Here is a 16,793-nt window from a genome sequence, read left to right as displayed (position 1 = left end):
GGTACGAAGGTCTGCGGGAGCGCTGGGGGTTGGCATGGGGGTGGGGGTGGAGAGGGGGGCGTGGGCGGTGGCAGGGCTGGTCATCCGGCTGATGCGCTCCCGTCGTGCCGGGTGGTGGGGGTGTGGTCGGGGCGGGCGTGAGCCGGGCTTGGGTGACCGGGATTCAGGTGACTCGGGCCCGTGTCCGTCAGGCTGAGACGGCTCCGATCGGTGTCGGTGATCGGGTCCGTGTTCATGTGCAGCGGATCCATGTGGGGCGCGCCCAGCTGCGGCGTCTCAACGTGGGCCGCGCCCATGTCCGTTGCCCCCCTCACGTACGCGCTGAGGTCCGTGCCCCCGGTGGTCTCCGCCTCCATGTGCTGCTGGGCCTCGGCGAGGCCGATGCCGCGTTGGAAGGCCGCCATGAGCCCCGGGTCGTGCCCGGCGAGGTACTCGGCGTCCGGACGCGGCGCCGCCGGGCCGTCGCGGAGCTGGGGTGCGATGTGCTCCTGGGCGCGGCGCCTGGGCAGTTGGGGCTTGCCCATGGTGCCGCGGACGGTGCCCGTACGCGGGGTGGGCGGCATCGCGGCGCTCTGCTCGACGAGCCGACGGTCGTCGGGCCGGATGCCCGGCACGGCCTCCGCCGGGTTGGGCCGCTCCTGCTGACTGCCGCGCACAGGCAGCGGTACGACGGGCTCACCGCCGGTCGCCGCCGGTCCCGAGTCGCGCGGAGCGTCCGGCTGCCGAGCGGACCGTACGACGGGACCGGCACCGGGAACGACCCGCTGCGGCCCGGTCTCCCCCAGGGCCCCCGGCCCGGCCGCCTCCTGCGGATACTGCCGCGGCGGCACGGAGGCGCCCGGCACCGGCATGGACGGCCGTACGTGTCCCGCCGGACCGCGAGCCGATCGCGGCGCCCCGGCGGGCGCCGGGGGCACGCCCGCTCCCCCGCCACCGGGCCCCGCGACCCCTGTCCCGTCCGAGGCCCCGGGTACGACTCCGGACGCATCCGGCTCCGCGCCCAACAGCCCCTGCGGTACGACGAGTACGGCCTGGACACCGCCGTAGATGTTGGTCTGCAGTCGGACGTTGATGCCGTGCCGCCGGGCCAGCTGTGAGACCACGAACAGTCCGATGCGGCCGTCCGCCAGCAGGCTCCCCACGTTGACCTGGTCGGGGTCGGTGAGCAGGGCGTTCATCTTGTTCTGCTCGGCGACGGGCATGCCGAGGCCGCGGTCCTCGACCTCGACGGCGAGCCCGGAGGTGACGAGGTTGGCGCGCAGCAGCACTTGGGTGTGCGGGGCGGAGAACACCGTGGCGTTCTCGACGAGTTCGGCGAGCAGGTGGATGACGTCGGCGACGGCGTGCCCGCGCAGGGTGCCGTCGATGGGCGGCACGAGTTTGACGCGGGAGTACTGCTCGACCTCGGCGATGGCCGAGCGCAGCACCTCGGTCATGGAGACGGGGTGGCTCCACTGCCGGCGCGAGACGGCGCCGCCGAGCACGGCGAGGTTCTCGGCGTGGCGGCGGATGCGGGTGGCGAGGTGGTCGACGTGGAAGAGGCCCTTGAGGAGGTCGGGGTCCTCGATCTCGTTCTCCAGCTCGTCGAGGATGGAGATCTCCCGGTGCACCAGCGACTGCAGGCGCCGGGCGAGGTTGAGGAAGACCTCCAGCTTCTGCTCGCTGCCCGCCTGGCTGGACAGTTGGGTGGCTTGGACGACGGCGGTGACGGCGCCGTCGTGGGCGCGGGCCAGGTCGGCGGCGAGCAGGTCGAAGTCGTCGGCGCCGTCGGGCGGGCCGCCGCGCGGGGTGCGCTGGGGCGGCCCGTCGCCGCGCCGCAAGGCCTCGACGAGGGCCCGGAGATCGGCCTCGCCCCGTGCGGTGGTGCGGCGCAGGGCGCCGATGCGGTCGCTGACCGACTTGGCGGCGCGGTCGGCGGCGACGGCGGCGATGAGGATGGCGGCGAGCGCCACCGAGACCGCGCCGGCGAGGACGCCCCAGAGGGTGAGGCTCGACCGGGCGCCGGTGGAGCGGACGGCGAAGAGGACGGCCGCGGAGGCGGCGAGGGCGACCGCGATGGGCGGCAGCACGGCGAGCCGCAGCAGCTGGGGCCGTATGTGGGTCTCGGGCAGCGTGGTCGCGGGCCGGGCGGCCGGCTTGCCGTGCCGGCCGCCTTCGCGGCGGTCCGCGCGGGCCGCCGGTGCGCGGAGCTGAGACATCGGTGTCCTCGTACTGGCACGGTGGGCGGCCTGGTCGCCGGGCTGGCTCGCCTGACCCCGTCCGGGTTGGCTCGTCCGCCCACGGCCGGGCTGCCCCGCGGCCCCACGGCTGGACGGGTTCGCGGCCCCGCCGCCGGACTGGTTCATGGCCCCGCGGCCGGACTGGCTCGCGGGCCCACGGCCGGGCTCCCGGGGCCCGGTGCGCGTTCCCGCCGGTTCCCGGGTGCGCTCGCCACGGGTGGCACGCACTCCGACGCGGTCGTCGGTCACCGGCTTCCCCCGGCTCCCGGTCGCGGTCGAGCTGGGGGGATTCCCATCGCGTCGACTCCCTCCTCCGGTCTGGTCCTCACGACACGGTGTCGGTCGAGAGCGCCGGGAATTCGGCCCTGCGTCGCCCGACGACCACTCACAGTAGTCGGCAACGCATCATGTGCGGCGGGCAGTTGACAAACTCGTACGGAGAGCGTCCCGCTCTGGTATGAGGCCTCGCACGGCAGCCCGATAAACCCACCGACGGGCCGCACAGTTCACTTCAGCGATTGATCAACGCTGGTCAGAGGCGGTCAGAATCGAAGCACCGGAATCTGCGCCGGCCGGTCCCCGGCGGCGATCTCCACCCACTCGGGGCGCCGCTCCCCAGCACCTCGCCGCCCGAACGAGCACTCCCACATGCTTCACTCTCCGTAGCGAATCACGAGGCCCCATGAGCGAGGCGAAATCGATCCTCGGACGCCGCGGCCGGCCGCAGTTCCCAGGACGTCCTTCGTCAGTGGATCGTGGACGGCGACCTGGACGCGAAACTCCCGCTGGGCGAGACGGGCGGATCGGTCGTCGCACGCTTTCGAACCTCGATGGAACGCATCGTCGAAGCGCACGCCGGGGGAACCGTCATGGTCGTCACCCATGTCGGCACAGTGACGGTCGGCTTGGTTTCCCTGTGTGCCGACCTCTCCGCGGAGCGGGTGTGGGGTCGTCCCCTGCCCCATGGGACCGCGGTCGAGGTCAGCGTGACGGCGGGGGAATGGTCATGTCCCGTCTGGCCGACCGAGAACCGGAGTGCGTCGAGTCGGCCCGCTTGAGGCGGGGTTCCTCGGGGGATCAGCCCGCCGACACCGCCTCCGGCTCCCCGCTCCCCTCGCCCTCCGAACCCGCCGCGTCCTCCTGAGCCCGCGCCGCCCCCGCGGACGTCGTCTTGATCGCGGCCTCCGTGACGAGCTCAGCCGCCGGCCACCCCCCGGAGGGCTCCGCGGCGACCCCGCGCCACCACGGCGCCACGGGCACGCCCTCGCCCGTCGGCTCGAACGGCTCGCCCGGACGCGGCAGGGCGATGCGCGTGCCCTCCGCGCGGGCCGCCGCGATGGTGCCCTCGCCCGGATCCGCCCACGCGTGCGTGGCCAGGTTGAAGGTGGCCCAGTGGATCGGCAGCATGAGGCCGGCCGACGGGCCGCCCTGGAGGTCGAGGTGGGCGCGCATGCCCTCCGTCGGCGTCATGTGGATGTCCGGCCAGAAGTCGCTGTACGCGCCGATCTGGATCATCGTGGCGTCGAACGGCCCGTGCGCGGCGCCGATCTCCTTGAAGCCGTCGAAGTAGCCGGTGTCGCCACTGTGGTAGACCCGGTGGGCCTCCCCCTCGACGACCCAGGACGCCCAGAGGGTGTGCTGAGTGTTGCGCAGACCGCGGCCGCAGAAGTGGCGGGCCGGAGTGGCGGTGAGGGTGAGGCCGCCGACCTTGGTCGCCTCGTGCCAGTCCAGCTCGCGCAGCCGGTCGGCGGAGACGCCCCAGTGTTCGAGGTGGGCGCCGACGCCGAGCGGCACGGCGAACAGCGTGTCCGTGTCGGCCAGGGCCTTGATGGTGGGCATGTCGAGGTGGTCGTAGTGGTCGTGGGAGATGACGACCACGTCGACCGGGCCCAGCGCGGCCAGCGGCAGCGGCACCGGGTGGAGCCGCTTCGGGCCCGCGAAGGGGAACGGGGAACAGCGCTCGCCCCAGACCGGGTCGAAGAGCACCCGGTGTCCGTCGATCTCGGCGAGCACGCTGGAGTGGCCCATCCAGGTCAGCCGCAGCCCCGTGGCGGGCGGCTTGGCGATGTCGGCCAAGGTGGTCGGGTGCACCGGGATCGTGCCCTTGGGCGAGCGGCGCGGACGCTCCTCCTTGTCGAAGAAGACCTTCGCGAACTCCAGCGTCGAGCCGGAGGGCCGGGTCCTGGCCTCGCCACCGGGGTTCTGGAAGACCCCGTCCTTGAAGTGGGGCGACCTGCGGATGCGGGCGAGACGCTCACCGCTCGGGTCCACACCGAAGGCCTCGGGCTGCAGGCTGCGGAGCCCGGAGCTCAGGGAACCGAAAACGGACACGGTACCTCCAGGTGGAGTCGGTGAGGTCTTCCATTATGGTCGGCCTCTCCGACAAACCCGGATCGCCGTCGTCACGGCCGTATGAACTACCTCTCCGCGGTGTACGACACCTCGGCCTCGCCCCACGCCGTGACGTCCACCTCGTCGCCGACCGCCACCTTCCCCGGCCGCAGCACGGAGAACTTCACGCCGAACACCGTGCCGGCGGCTCCGCGCCGGTATCCGGCCAGGGTGCGGATGGGTTCGGGGCCGTCCTTGGCGCCCCGCTCCTGGTCCACCAGGGTGACGGCGCAGCGGACGGCGAGCTTCGCGTAGGCCAGTTCGGTGGCGCCGATCCGTAGGCGGTGGGCGCGGTCCTCGGTGTGCGGGACGTCCCAGCCGCCGATCACGATGTTGGGGCGGAAGCGGTTCATGGCCAGGGGTTCCGCGCCGCGTTCGGCGATCTTTTCGTTGAGCAGGTCGAGGCTGGACCGCGACAGGACGTGCAGGGCGCCGCTGTCCGCCCAGCCCGCGGTTCCGGGTGTCCGGCCGTCGGTCACCCGGTCGTGCTCCGGCGGTACCCGCACGAGCCTGCTCGGGGCGCCGAGCACCTCGGAGAGCCATCGCGCGACGATGTCGCCCTGGTCGATGCCCCGGTACGGCGTCCCGAACAGCTCGACCGGTCGCCGTACGCCGGTGGTGTCGACGTCCACGGCCACCTCGCCGTTGTCCGGCGTCCGGAGCGTGAGCCGCTCGCCGGCGCTGTCGACGCCGGGCAGGATCAGCGCGAGCCGTGGGTCACGCCGCTGCGTCCGGAACACGCCCTCCTCGTCGACGACCATGAAGGAGCGGTCGTGCGCGAGCCCGGCCGGCGTCACCTCCGCCTCGCTCGCCGAGATCCCCGCGCATCCCTTGACCGGGTAGTACGTCAGCTCGACGACCTTGGCCATCCCCGTCCCCCTTCGCGATCAGTACGTTCCCAAAGGGAACCTATCGAGGGCGTGCGGCGCACTGTCAATCGCTTTTCGGTTCGGACCATCGCGTTTCGGTTCGGATTGACAGCACACCGGACATGTCAAGAAGATACTGACTCGCTATTCAGTAATAGTCCCAGGAGCCCCCATGACCACCCCCCTGCTGTCGCTCACCTGGACCGACCACGTCACCGGTCGCCAGGGCTTCCTGGTCGTCGACCGGCTGGTGCGCGGAGTCTCCAGCGGCGGGCTGCGGATGCGCGAGGGCTGCACCCTGGAGGAGGTCACCGGGCTCGCCCGCGGGATGACCATGAAGGAGGCGCTGCACTACAACCCCCAGGGCCGTTACGTCCCGTTGGGCGGCGCCAAGGGCGGCATCGACTGCGATCCCCGGGACCCGGCGGCGTACGCCCTGCTCGTGCGCTTCCTGCGCGCGATGCGACCGTACGTCGAGAGCTTCTGGACCACGGGTGAGGACCTCGGCCTGACCCAGGACCTGGTGGACCGGGCGGCGGCCGAGGCGGGGCTCGTCTCGTCGGTCCAGGCCGTCTATCCCCTGCTGGACGACGAGAAGGCGGCCCGCAAGCGGCTCGCGGACGCGTTCGCCGTCGAGGTGGACGGCATCGGGCTCGACGAACTGGTCGGCGGCTGCGGGGTCGCCGAGTCGGTGCTCACGGCCCTGGACCGGGCCGGGGTGCCGTACGCCGGGACGCGGGTCGCCGTGCAGGGGCTCGGCACGATGGGCGGGGCCACGGCGAGGTTCCTCGCGCGCGCGGGCCTGACGATCGTCGCCGTCGCCGACATCAAGGGCACGATCGCCAACCCCGGGGGCCTGGACGTCGAGGCGCTGCTCGCCGCGCGGGACGCCTACGGCACCGTCGACCGTGCCGCGCTCCGGTCCGGTGACCGCGAACTGCCGGGCGACGCCTGGCTGTCCGCCGACGCGGAGGTGCTGGTGCCGGCCGCCGTGTCGTACGCGATCGACGTCGCGAACCAGGAGCGTGTCACCGCCCGCTGGATCGTCGAGGCGGCCAACATGCCCGTCCTGCCCGCGGCCGAGGCGCTGCTGGCCGCGCGGGCCGTCACCGTGCTGCCGGACGTGGTCGTGAACTCCGGTACGAACGCCTGGTGGTGGTGGACCCTGTTCGGCGACATCGGCGCCGACGCGGACGAGGCGTTCACCCACACCCGCCGCTCCATGCGGGCCCTGGTCGAGCAGATGCTGGCCCGCGCGGAGGCCGACGGGACGTCCCCGCGGGCCGCCGCCCACGCGATCGTGGCGGACCGGCTGCCGGTGATCGCCGAGCGGTTCGGGTGGTACCGGTAGAGCCGATGATCGCGTCTCGCCGGCCGTCGGCACGGATTGGGGCCTGTCCGGCGGATCAGGTCGCGGGAAAGCGGCGGCGCCTTTTAGCGCCGGTGAGCGGGGTTTGGTGCGTCGAGCTGCAAGGCGGAGGAGGGCGGCGACGCGGAGCGTCGGCAACCGACGACAACGCCGCAGATCGGCATACCAAACCCCGCGTCCGCGGCATGATCCGCCGGACAGGCCCTAGTACTGCAACGGTGCTTGCCGTGACTGCTGGCCAGCTCAGTCGTTGGTGTGGTCATGGGTGGGGACCTTGCTGATGTGAGGCTGTGGGCCGGTGAACTGGACGCTCTGCATGACCGGTTCGTGCACCGGTTCAACCGGGAAGAGCCGCGCCAGTCGGCGCTCGCTTACATGCGAGGCTTGGTCGCACCGCTGGAGCGGAAGAACGGCTGGACGCTGGCGGAGGAGGCCGGGCACGAGGGTCCCGATCGCATCCACCGGTTGCTGAACCGGATCGAGTGGGACGCCGACGAGGTCCTGGACGACGTACGCGACTACGTCGTGGAACACCTCGGCGACCGAGACGCCGTGCTGATCGTCGACGACACCGGCTTCCTGAAGAAGGGCCTGCGGTCGGCCGGGGTGCAAAGGCAGTACTCCGGAACCGCCGGCCGGACCGAGAACTGCCAGATCGGTGTGTTCCTCGCCTACGCCACCGGCCGCGGCCGCACGCTGATCGACCGGCGGCTGTATCTGCCCACGTCGTGGACGGACGACCGGGAACGCTGTCGTCGGGCCGGCATCGGCGACGAGGTCGCCTTCGAGACGAAGGTGGCCATGGCCAAGGCGATGGTCCGCAAGGCCATCGCGGACCGGATCCCGTTCGCCTGGGTGACGGCGGATGCCGCCTACGGCTTCAGCAAGGGCTGGCGCTTCGAGCTCGAGCAGGCCGATGTCTTCCATGTCATGGCCACCACCCGGCACGACACCGTCGTCACCCGCTGGGCGCTCGACCACCCCGTCCACGACCTGTTCCCCGGCCTGCCGCGGCAGAAGTGGAAGCGTCGTTCCTGCGGCGAAGGGGCACACGGTCGGCGGATCTACGACTGGGCCCGCGTCGAGGTCAGGCCCTGGCACCGCGAAGACCGCCGGCACTGGGTCCTCGCACGCCGCAGCGTCAGCCGACCCGAGGAGATCTCCTACTACATCGCCTACTGCCCGGCCGGCACCACACTGGACGAACTCATACGCATCGCGGGCAGCCGCTGGGCTGTCGAGGAATGCTTCCAGACCGCCAAGCAGGAGTGCGGCCTGGACGACTACCAGGTCCGCCGCTATCCCGGCTGGCACCGCCACATGACCTTGGCGATGGCCGCCCACGGATGCCTCACCGTCCTGCGGGCCCGCCAGCTGGACACGGAGAAAGCAGAAACGGATCCTCCCAGCTCATCCACCTCAGCCTCGCCGAGATCCGACGGCTGATCACCCGCCTCACCGACCGCCGTCCCACCCCGATCGGCCACGTCCTGCACTGGTCGACCTGGCGCCGCCGACGCCAACACCAAGCCCGCATCAGCCACTACAAACGACGCGGACACAGCCCCTGAAAACTGCCCAGCAATCAGAACAAGCACCGTTGCAGTACTAGGGTGGCCGCGTGGCGAGAGTGCGGTTGAGCGTGGCGGAGCGGCGTGAGGAGTTGCTGCGGGCCGCCATCGGGCAGATCGAGGAGCGGGGCGTGGCGGCGGTCAGGATCGCCGACGTGGCCTCCTCGCTCGGGGTGAGCAACGCGCTGGTGCTGTACCACTTCTCGACCAAGGAGAAGCTGGTCGCCGCCGCGTTCGCGTACGCCGCCGAGGACGACCTCGCCCAGCTGCGCAAGCTTCTCGGCCGCCGGACCACGGCGCTGCGGCGGCTGCGGTCGGCCGTGCGCTGGTACGCGCCCACGGGTCAGGCCAAGGGCTGGCGGCTGTGGATCGAGGGCTGGGCGGCCTCGTTGCGCGAGCCCGCCCTCCAGGAGGTCACCCGCGAGCTCGACAAGCAGTGGAAGGCGGCGCTCGCCGAGGTCATCGCGGAGGGCGTGGCCGCGGGCGAGTTCCGGTGCCCGGACCCGGCCGCCTCGGCCCTGCGGCTGACGGCCCTGCTCGACGGACTCGCCGTCCAGCTGACGTCGTACCCGGGTGCCGTGTCCCGGGCGCGCGCCCAGGGGTGGGCGGACGAGGCACTGGCCCGGGAACTCGGGCTGGGAGCCGACACGTTGAGCGCCCGGGAGCGCTGAAGGCGGCGGCCCGCCGCGGCGGGCCTCGCTCAGGTCAGTTCGTACACCGCCGTGACCGTCGCCGTGGCCTTGATCTCCCCCGGCGCCAGCGGTACGGCACCGAAGCCGGCCGGCGCGTCCGCGGAGACCGGCGGGGACGGGGCGAAGTAGCCGGTGCCGCCCTCGCTCAGGGAGACGAGGCGGCCGAGGTGGAGGCCGCTGAGGCGGGCGTACTGGGCGGCCTTGGCGTGGGCGTCGGCGTGCGCGGCCTCGCGGGCGCGGGCCTGGAGCGGGCGGCGGTCGTCGAGGTCGAACACGACGGAGGTGATGCGGCCCGCGTCGCCGGTGGCGTCGGTGACGGCCTGGAGGAGCGCGCCCGTGGCGGACGGATCGCGGACCTTGATCGAGAAGGACTGGGCGGCCTGGTAGCCCTTCAGCGTGGACGCGCCGTCCGTGTAGTCGTAGACGGGGCTGAGGGAGACGTTCTCGGTCCGGATGTCCCGGTCGGCGACGCCTTGGGCGCGGACCGCCTTCAACAGCGCGGCGGACGCCGTGTTCTGCGCCTCCAGCGCCGCCTGTGTCCTCTTGGCGAAGGCCTCCACCCCGGCGCCGACCAGCGCGATGTCGGGCTCGCCGACCGCGCTGCCCTCGCCGGTCACGGTGACGGTGGCGGGAGCCGCGGCGACGGCGATCGCGGGCGCGTGGCCGCCGGAGCCGGCCGCGAGGGCCGCCGGGGCCGCGACGGTGGGCAGGCCCAGGGCCAGCAGGATCACGGCGAACGCCGTGACCGGCGTACGGGGAACGGGCATGCGCGTCCGGTCCTTCCGGGGTGGGGTGACAGTGCGGTCATCCCAACACCACGTCATGGACCGGACCGCGCACCACTCCCGCGCGGTCACCTCACTGGTGGAGCACGCCCCCGGTCAGGCCACCTTGCCGATCCGCATCTTGATGTCGTCCGGCGACAGCGCGCCCTTGGCCGTCACATGGTCGCCCGAGGACTCGCCGCGCAACCGCCGCCCGATCCACGGCACCAAGTACTCCCGCGCCCAGTGGACGTCGTCCCGCCGCACCTCGAGCGTGCCGCGGGGCGGCAGCGGGGGCCACGCCTGGTCGGGGTCGGCCGGGACCTCCAGGCCGAGCACCTGGCCGGCACGGAGCGCTACGCGCGTGTGCCCCTCGGGAGAGAGGTGGAGCCGGTCGCCGTCCCAGGCCCGGCGGTCCTGGACGGTCTTGAGCGACCACAGGTCGAGCACGGGACAGCCGTACCGGTCGGCGATGGCCCGCACATGTCCGTTGTACGTCGCGATCTTGCCGCGCAGGTGCTTGAGGACCGGCACGCCGCGGGTGTCGAAGCCGGTCGTCACCATGACGGTGCCGGCGACGGCGGTGAGCCGCTCGATCGCCCGCTCGAAGCGCTCGGCGACCTCGTCGGGGTCGGTGCCGGGACGGATGATGTCGTTGCCGCCCGCGCAGAAGGAGACCAGGTCGGGGGCGAGCTCCAGGGCCTTCGGAAGCTGGTCCTCGACGATCTGGTCGAGGAGCTTCCCGCGTACGGCGAGGTTGGTGTACCGGAAGTCGCCCTCGGGCAGCCGGTCCGCGAGAAGCACCGCGAACCGGTCGGCCCAGCCGACGAACGCCCCGTCGGGGCCGGGATCGCCCACGCCCTCGGTGAAGCTGTCCCCCACCGCAACGTACGACCCGATCACTGCTCTGCTGTCACTCTTCGAATCGTCTGCCACATCGGCCCATGATTCCCCTTCGAATGTGACCTACGCGACCGTAAGGAAGGGTTGACGTGCGGTGATTTAAGCCACTCCTAAAGTGTTGGCCAAACCTGGAATACCTCTCCGATCAGGGATGTTGTGGGCTCAACCGCCACACCCGGAAGTCACCGAAGCGGAAGTGGCTCCATGTGGTGCGGAAGGCGAAGTGCCCACCGGTGTACGGCTCGGGGTCGCTGTAGTCGAAGACGAGCTGCCCGTTGACCCACCAGCGCTGGGTGGAGCCGTCGGAGACGATCCGCACCCGGTGCGGCTGGTTGGCCACGAGCAGCGGCCGCGTGTAGTCGTAGACCAGCGGCCGCACCCCGGCCTCGCCGACGTACCGGCGCAGCCGGGTGGTGGTGTTGGTGTTGGCGCCGTAGCCGACGTAGTAGGTCTTGAGGTAGTCGTACTCGGCCAGGGCGCCGCCGCGCTGGGTGGCGAAGAGGTCGTCGGGGGACCGGACGTCGGTGGCGTTCCAGAAGTTGTTGAGGTCGGAGACCCGGTCGTTGACGCCGCCCGCGGAGACGGGGGTCGCCGTGTACTCGATGACGTACGGGCCTTCGAGGCGCCTGCGGAACCAGATCGTCGCACCGGCGGGGACGTCGGCCTCCAGGACGCCTCGGGAGGCGGTGACGGTGCCGCCCTTCTCCAACTCGACGGCCCACTGGCCGAGGCCATGGCGGAAGTCGTCGTGGGCGAGGAGACGGCGGTGGCGGGGCGAAGCGCTCGCGTCGGCAGCGGGCGCGAGGGCCGCGACGGCGGCGCCTGCGACGAGGGCTCCGAAAGCTCTACGCGTGGTGGTCATGGGAGACGGCTCCTTCCAGAAGGGCGATCAGTCGGTCGGCCACCTTGCGATGGCCTTGGGCGCTGGGGTGGACGTCCCCGTGGAAGTCGCCCTCCGCCGGGGAGAGCCAGCCGCTGGTGTCGACGAACTCGATACGCCGGTCCGCGAGTTCGGCGACGGCGGCCGCGATGTCGTCGGCGTGTGCCCCGGTGAAGGGCCGCAGCGCGAGGATGCGCGCGTGCGGTACGGCGGCCCGCAGCGTGTCCAGGTAGGCGCGGTAGGCGGCACGGAACTCCTCCGGGCCCCACGCGGTGTCGTTGGTGCCCTGGTTCACCACGATCACCTCGGCGTGCCGGTCCGCGTCCGCCCTGGAGCCCGCGTAGTTCCAGCCGTAGGCGTCGGACGCCGTCGGCACTCCCCCGTTGCCCGTCCGGAGCACGCCCTGCCGTCCGAAGCCGACCTGGGTCAAGGAGGCGTGCAGGGCGTCGGCGACCAGCGTGGGGTAGGCGGCGGTGCCGTCGGCGCAGTCCGAGGAGTTGACCTCGCACAGGGCCATGACGCCCTGCGTGACGGAGTCGCCGTAGAAGGCCAACCGCGGCTTGTGCGCGGGCCGTTGCGGCAGCAGCCGTCCGCGCACACCGGTCAGCACGACGCCGGTCTCCAGGGGCGGGGTCCATCGGTTCGCGCGGGAGAACACGTCCTTCACCGACAGTTCGACCCGGTGCGGGCCGCGCCCGGCGGCGGTGATCTCGATGTCGTCGCGGTCGACGGCGTACAGCCGCTTCGGGCCGCCGTCGACCGACACGTAGATCTGCGCGGGCACGGTGACCGACGAGACGTCGAACAGGGCGTGGACGCTGTTCCCGGTGAAGCGGAAGCCGAGCCGGGAACCGGAGTTGACGGTGACCGCCGCCTCCGCGGTGTGCCCCCAGTGGCCCTCGTAGGCGAGGCGCCGGTCGTCCGGCCGTACGAGGTCCTCGGAGGCCGCCACGGGCTGCACCGCCCCCATGACCAGGCCCGCGGCCACCGCCGCGATCAGTGCGGCACGTCTCATGTCGGGATCCGATCGCCGATCAGGGCGAGGTTCTGGATCGCCGCGAGCGCCCACTGGGCCGAGGAGTTGGTGGAGATCCAGGGGATCTCCTCGGTCGTCCGCAGCACGGCCGGCGTCGTGATCGTCACCGGGTTCCAGTCGTTGGACGGGAAGTAGGTGTCGCTGCCGGTGTAGAACTCCTTCCACGCGCGCGTGGCGAGCGTCGGGTCGTTCCTGTGCCGGGCCGCGTAGGCGGTGATCCGCGAGTGCGCGGCGGGCAGCGCCGACTTCCAGGTGGAGCCGGTGAGTTGCTTCTTCTGGGCGTCGGTGGCGTTGTAGTACTGCGCGTAGTTCAGCCAGGCGGTGCGGAACTCGGGCTCCTCGTCGCCGAACAGCGACACGAGTTCGCTGTTGGTCTCGACGAGGCCGAAGACGGCACTCAGGTGGGACACGCTCACGGCCGTGCTCGTGGTGATCGCGAACTCGCCGGTGTCCGCGTCGAGCAGACCCGTGCCGGTGAAGAAGCCAGCCGGCTGCGCGGCGATCGTCCGCAGCGAGTTGACCAGCTTGCCCTTCGCCCTCTCGGCGTTCGGGCCCCGCCGCTCCCACTCGGTGAGCCAGGCCGCCGAGATGCCGCCCCAGTCGGTGCCGAAGCCGACCGACAGCGCGTGCCGGTCGCCGGGCGTGTAGCCGTCGGTGCGGACCTTGCGCTGCGGGTCGACCGCCAGGAACGTCCGCTCCACGTCGACGAGTTCGGACAGCAGGTCACCGGTGCGTTCGTCACCGGTGAGGAAGTAGAGGAAGCGGCGGTTGGCGGCCGTGGAGATACGGACCTGCTTGGCGCTGTCCGCCCAGTGCTGCACGCCGTGCCGGGTGCCGAGGCCCGCCCACTTGCCGAGGTGGTAGACGTCGACCTCGCCGGTGTGCCGGGTCATCGCCTCCGCGAACCGGAACACCTCGGCGGACCCGGTGCGCAGGAAGTGGTACCAGAGCCAGAGGTCGGTCCCCAACTCCGAGTTGTCCCAGGCGTATCCGCCGACGTCGTACCGCCAGACGTGCCGGTCGTTGTCGTAGGTGTGCTGGACGTCGCCGTAGTCGAGGAAGCCGTACCAGCGGTGCTGTTCACGCTGGTCGCGGTAGTAGGCGAACAGGTCGTCGAGGTGGTCCTCGATCGCCGCACGCGCCGCGTTGGAACGGTCGACGGGCGCCCAGTCGCCGAACACCCCCGCAGCGTGCAGTCGTTGGGGTGTCGCGGTGAGGAACGGCGGGGTCGCGACGGCGGCGGCCTGCGCGGCGAGAACAGCGGCGGAGGGGGTCTTCTCGACGGCCCAGAAGGTCAGTTCACTCGTCCGCGCGATGCCGTAGGGAGTGCCGAAGCCGGGCTCGTAGTCCTCGTACGTGATCTCCAGACCGCCGTCGGACTGCTCCTCGTACGTGTCCTGCCCCAACCCGTCGTGGTAGAAGCGCAGGTCGAGCGGCTGGGCCTCCGGCGAGTACAGCCATACGGTGGCCTCGGCGGCGTCTCCCGCCGCTCCGCGCACGTCCAGTTGGGCCGGGTGGCGCTGCCAGAAGTCCCGCAGACCGAAGGAGAGTCCGCCGCTCGCGCCGCCGACGTAACCGAGGCCTCCGGCCCGGCGGCCGGCCGCGGCGTGGATCCAGCCGTAGCCCGCCTTGGTGCGCTTGCGGACGGTGTAGCCGTCGGCATTGGGCTGGGTCAGGGTGTGGTCGCCCCAGGTCGGGATGTAGGCGAGGCGGTCGGCGACTCGGGGGTCCCAGGTCGAGATGTCGGGCAGCCGCTCACCGGCGATCTGGGCCGCGCGGACCGCCGCCCCGGGGTCGCGGCGCAGTCCGGTGATGCCCTGGACGGCCTCGCTGAACAGACCGCCCCCGGAGTCGGCGAACCGCACATGGCGGTCGTAGGGCCGGTCGCTCAGCGGCACGGTGAAGCGGACGCCCAGACCGCGCAGGAAGTCCCCCTGGTCCGAGCCCGGCGTCTGCTCGCCGTCCCAGACGAAGGTGTGCACGAGACGGAAGGAGTCGGCACCGGCGAAGAAGGAGAAGCGCAGCGTGTACGGCAGCCAGGCCCGCCCGCCGTCGCGGTGTCGGCCCTCGACGCGGACGACGGCCCGGACCGGACCGTCCTGCTCCACCTCGACCTTCTCGACCCGGCCGGCGAAGTGCGAGACGTCCGCGCCCTCCCGCACCGACTCCTGCCGCAGGGCGACCAGCTTGCCGTTCCGGGCGATCTCGGCCGACCCGCGCCGCACACTCCGTACGACGGTGTCGGAGCCCTTGGCACCGAACACGGCCGTGATGACGCCGGTCGACACCTCGACGCGGCCCGCGGACCGGGTGACCGTGACCCGCTGCTCCGGCGCGGCCGGGGTGCCCGCCGCCAGCTTGTAGGCGGAGGCCTTCGGTGCGCCCGGCGCGAGGGCGTGTGCCGTCCACTTCACCGAGCCGTCGGGCCAGTAGCCGGTGACCCAGCTCTGGACGGGGACGTCGTCGCCCGCGGCGGTCGTCAGCCGGAAGGACTGCTCGGGCCGGTACGCGCCGCGCGCCCACGGCACACCCCAGGCGGTGCTGGCGTGGACGTCGGGCGCCGAGCCCTCCAGCCAGTGCAGTTCGGTGGCGTCGGCGTCCGCCGCGGCGGCGGTGCGGGACAGCGCCCAGGAGAACTGGGCCGCGGCGGCCGCGGCTGCGGCGCCCTTGATGACGGTGCGTCGGTCGACGCCGGGCACGGGGACCTCCGGATGCGGGTGCGGATGCCATGACGGACAGAAAGCGCTTGCATCGCTTCGGAGATCACTGTGGTCCCACCCTCGCCTCCCTGTCGACGCTTTGGGCAGCCGCGCCACAAGACCGCAATGAACCGATCATGAAACGGCAAGACCACACACCGAAGGCCGGACCCGGGGATCGGGATCCGGCCTTCGGTGGCATCGGGGGAGCGTCAGCCGACGGCGACGCCCTTCGAGCGGAGGTACCCGACCGGGTCGATGTCCGAGCCGTAGTCCGGCGTCGTCCGGATCTCGAAGTGGAGGTGCGGACCGGTCACGTTGCCGGTGGCACCGGAGAGGCCGACCTGCTGCCCCTCGGTGACGGTCTGGCCGGCCGAGACCGAGAGCGCCGACAGGTGGGCGTACTGCGCGTAGTAGCCGTCGGCGAGCCTGATGACGACCTGGTTGCCGTACGCGCCGCCCCAGCCGGCGGAGACGACGGTGCCCGCGCCCACGGCCTTCAGCGGGGTGCCGGTCGGGACGACGAAGTCGACGCCCGTGTGGTAGCCGCTGGACCACATGCTGCCGGCCACGTGGTAGCCCGTGCCGACGGTGGCGCCGGAGACCGGGAGGGTGAAGCCGCTGGAACTGGTCGTCTCGCTGCTCTGGGTGGCGGTCGTCTTCTCCGACGACGAGGAGGAGGACGACTTCTGCGTGCCGCCGGAGGTGTCGGCGGACTTCTCGGTGCTCGCCGCTGCCTTCTTGCCCAGCGTGAGCTTCAGACCGGGGTGGATGAGCGAGGGGTCGGAACCGACGGCCTCGCGGTTGTCCGAGTACAGCTTCTTCCAGCCGCCGGTGACGTTCTGCTCGTCGGCGATCTTCGAGAGGTAGTCGCCGGCCTTCACCGAATAGGTGCGCACGGTCGCGGTGTTCGCGGCGTCCTTCTTCTGCGTGGCCTTCTCGGTCGCCGTCTTCGCGGCGACCGGAACGGACCGGACGGCCTTTTCCGAAACCGACTGCGCCACGGACTGGCCGGTGGCCGCGTGAGCGCCGGCGGCCCCCATCAGAGGCAGGGCGAGTGCGGCGCCACCGGTTCCGGCGACGGCGATCGAGCGGGTGAGCCGCTGGGACTTGGGGCGGCGGTGCTTACCCTTCGCGGGCATGACGAATTCCTCTCCGGCGCCTGCGAGGTGAGCTGTCGGGTGCGGACTGGAGATGTCCGGACGCACCGAGGTGCGACTTAACCCCAAGCCTGTTCCGGAAGACCGGTCCAGGCGGTTGTACCTGTGGGTCCCCCGCTCCTGCCGTTCACGGGTGAGTTGTGCGGATTCCGGTCGGCGGCAGGATTGGGCGTCCGTCCGGATTGGTGGCGAACGTAAGCGAGGAAGACGCAAAGGGACAAGTAAGAGGTTCCAGGGTGA

Annotated in this window: 13 protein-coding genes and 1 riboswitch; of the genes, 4 read left to right on the top strand and 9 right to left on the bottom strand. The window is 71.9% G+C overall.

The window, feature by feature from the left end; all coding sequences use genetic code 11:
• Positions 1–80: 80 nt before the first annotated feature.
• On the bottom strand, positions 81–2,198 hold the full coding sequence (locus CRP56_RS35775; protein ID WP_097271154.1) for an ATP-binding protein: 2,118 nt from the start codon (positions 2,196–2,198) through the stop codon (positions 81–83).
• A 776-nt stretch (positions 2,199–2,974) separates the two neighbouring features.
• Between CRP56_RS35775 and CRP56_RS35770 the strand changes: the two genes are divergently transcribed.
• Complete coding sequence (locus tag CRP56_RS35770) at positions 2,975–3,277, top strand: histidine phosphatase family protein (RefSeq protein ID WP_179851201.1); 303 nt, start codon at positions 2,975–2,977, stop codon at positions 3,275–3,277.
• Between the two features lie 19 nt (positions 3,278–3,296).
• Here the strand turns inward: CRP56_RS35770 and CRP56_RS35765 are convergent, their stop codons facing one another.
• Both CRP56_RS35765 and CRP56_RS35760 read right to left on the bottom strand, forming a co-directional pair.
• Entirely contained in the window at positions 3,297–4,550 is a 1,254-nt protein-coding gene (locus tag CRP56_RS35765) for an MBL fold metallo-hydrolase (RefSeq protein ID WP_097271150.1), read from the bottom strand.
• An 86-nt stretch (positions 4,551–4,636) separates the two neighbouring features.
• Positions 4,637–5,479, bottom strand: a complete 843-nt coding sequence (locus tag CRP56_RS35760; RefSeq protein WP_097271148.1) for an MOSC domain-containing protein — start codon at positions 5,477–5,479, stop codon at positions 4,637–4,639.
• 172 nt (positions 5,480–5,651) lie between these two features.
• On the opposite strand from CRP56_RS35760, the gene CRP56_RS35755 reads away from it, so the two are divergent.
• The 3 genes from CRP56_RS35755 to CRP56_RS35735 all read left to right on the top strand — a co-directional run bounded on the left by CRP56_RS35755 (position 5,652) and on the right by CRP56_RS35735 (position 9,090).
• Entirely contained in the window at positions 5,652–6,830 is a 1,179-nt protein-coding gene (locus CRP56_RS35755) for a Glu/Leu/Phe/Val dehydrogenase dimerization domain-containing protein (protein WP_097271146.1), read from the top strand.
• Positions 6,831–7,109: 279 nt separating this feature from the next.
• Positions 7,110–8,294 carry an IS701 family transposase gene (locus CRP56_RS35745; RefSeq protein WP_097271142.1) on the top strand — a complete coding sequence of 395 codons (1,185 nt, stop codon included), beginning with the start codon at positions 7,110–7,112 and terminating at the stop codon, positions 8,292–8,294.
• A gap of 175 nt (positions 8,295–8,469) precedes the next feature.
• Entirely contained in the window at positions 8,470–9,090 is a 621-nt protein-coding gene (locus CRP56_RS35735; protein WP_179851200.1) for a TetR family transcriptional regulator C-terminal domain-containing protein, read from the top strand.
• Between the two features lie 29 nt (positions 9,091–9,119).
• Here CRP56_RS35735 and CRP56_RS35730 read toward each other — a convergent pair whose 3' ends face one another.
• The 6 genes from CRP56_RS35730 to CRP56_RS35705 form a co-directional block, all read right to left on the bottom strand.
• Positions 9,120–9,878, bottom strand: coding sequence for an SIMPL domain-containing protein (locus CRP56_RS35730; protein ID WP_097271136.1), 759 nt, complete (start codon positions 9,876–9,878; stop codon positions 9,120–9,122).
• A gap of 114 nt (positions 9,879–9,992) precedes the next feature.
• Complete coding sequence (locus CRP56_RS35725; RefSeq protein WP_097271134.1) at positions 9,993–10,778, bottom strand: SGNH/GDSL hydrolase family protein; 786 nt, start codon at positions 10,776–10,778, stop codon at positions 9,993–9,995.
• Between the two features lie 145 nt (positions 10,779–10,923).
• Positions 10,924–11,640 carry a DUF6250 domain-containing protein gene (locus CRP56_RS35720; RefSeq protein WP_097271132.1) on the bottom strand — a complete coding sequence of 239 codons (717 nt, stop codon included), beginning with the start codon at positions 11,638–11,640 and terminating at the stop codon, positions 10,924–10,926.
• Entirely contained in the window at positions 11,624–12,673 is a 1,050-nt protein-coding gene (locus tag CRP56_RS35715) for a GDSL-type esterase/lipase family protein (protein WP_097271130.1), read from the bottom strand. Before CRP56_RS35715 ends, CRP56_RS35720 begins: the two co-directional genes overlap by 17 nt.
• Entirely contained in the window at positions 12,670–15,393 is a 2,724-nt protein-coding gene (locus CRP56_RS35710) for an exo-rhamnogalacturonan lyase family protein (protein ID WP_097271128.1), read from the bottom strand. The genes CRP56_RS35715 and CRP56_RS35710 overlap by 4 nt, the downstream gene beginning before the upstream one ends.
• A gap of 212 nt (positions 15,394–15,605) precedes the next feature.
• Positions 15,606–16,535 (bottom strand): M23 family metallopeptidase, encoded by a 930-nt coding sequence (locus CRP56_RS35705; RefSeq protein WP_097271125.1) that lies wholly within the window; start codon positions 16,533–16,535, stop codon positions 15,606–15,608.
• A gap of 2 nt (positions 16,536–16,537) precedes the next feature.
• A riboswitch (cyclic di-AMP (ydaO/yuaA leader) is annotated at positions 16,538–16,708 on the bottom strand.
• Positions 16,709–16,793 lie beyond the last annotated feature (85 nt).

Source organism: Streptomyces sp. TLI_55 (assembly GCF_900206255.1).
Classification (GTDB): Bacteria; Actinomycetota; Actinomycetes; order Streptomycetales; family Streptomycetaceae; genus Streptomyces; species Streptomyces aquilus.
The sequence above is the reverse complement of the archived record's forward strand: the minus strand, read 5'-3'. Positions and strand labels throughout refer to the sequence as shown.

Excerpts from the sequence above, each read along its gene's own strand:
- CRP56_RS35775 (WP_097271154.1), bottom strand. The coding sequence starts at position 2,198 with ATGTCTCAGCTCCGCGCACCGGCGGCCCGCGCGGACCGCCGCGAAGGC.
- CRP56_RS35760 (WP_097271148.1), bottom strand. The coding sequence starts at position 5,479 with ATGGCCAAGGTCGTCGAGCTGACGTACTACCCGGTCAAGGGATGCGCG.
- CRP56_RS35755 (WP_097271146.1), top strand. The coding sequence starts at position 5,652 with ATGACCACCCCCCTGCTGTCGCTCACCTGGACCGACCACGTCACCGGT.
- CRP56_RS35745 (WP_097271142.1), top strand. The coding sequence starts at position 7,110 with ATGGGTGGGGACCTTGCTGATGTGAGGCTGTGGGCCGGTGAACTGGAC.
- CRP56_RS35730 (WP_097271136.1), bottom strand. The coding sequence starts at position 9,878 with ATGCCCGTTCCCCGTACGCCGGTCACGGCGTTCGCCGTGATCCTGCTG.
- CRP56_RS35720 (WP_097271132.1), bottom strand. The coding sequence starts at position 11,640 with ATGACCACCACGCGTAGAGCTTTCGGAGCCCTCGTCGCAGGCGCCGCC.
- CRP56_RS35715 (WP_097271130.1), bottom strand. The coding sequence starts at position 12,673 with ATGAGACGTGCCGCACTGATCGCGGCGGTGGCCGCGGGCCTGGTCATG.
- CRP56_RS35705 (WP_097271125.1), bottom strand. The coding sequence starts at position 16,535 with ATGCCCGCGAAGGGTAAGCACCGCCGCCCCAAGTCCCAGCGGCTCACC.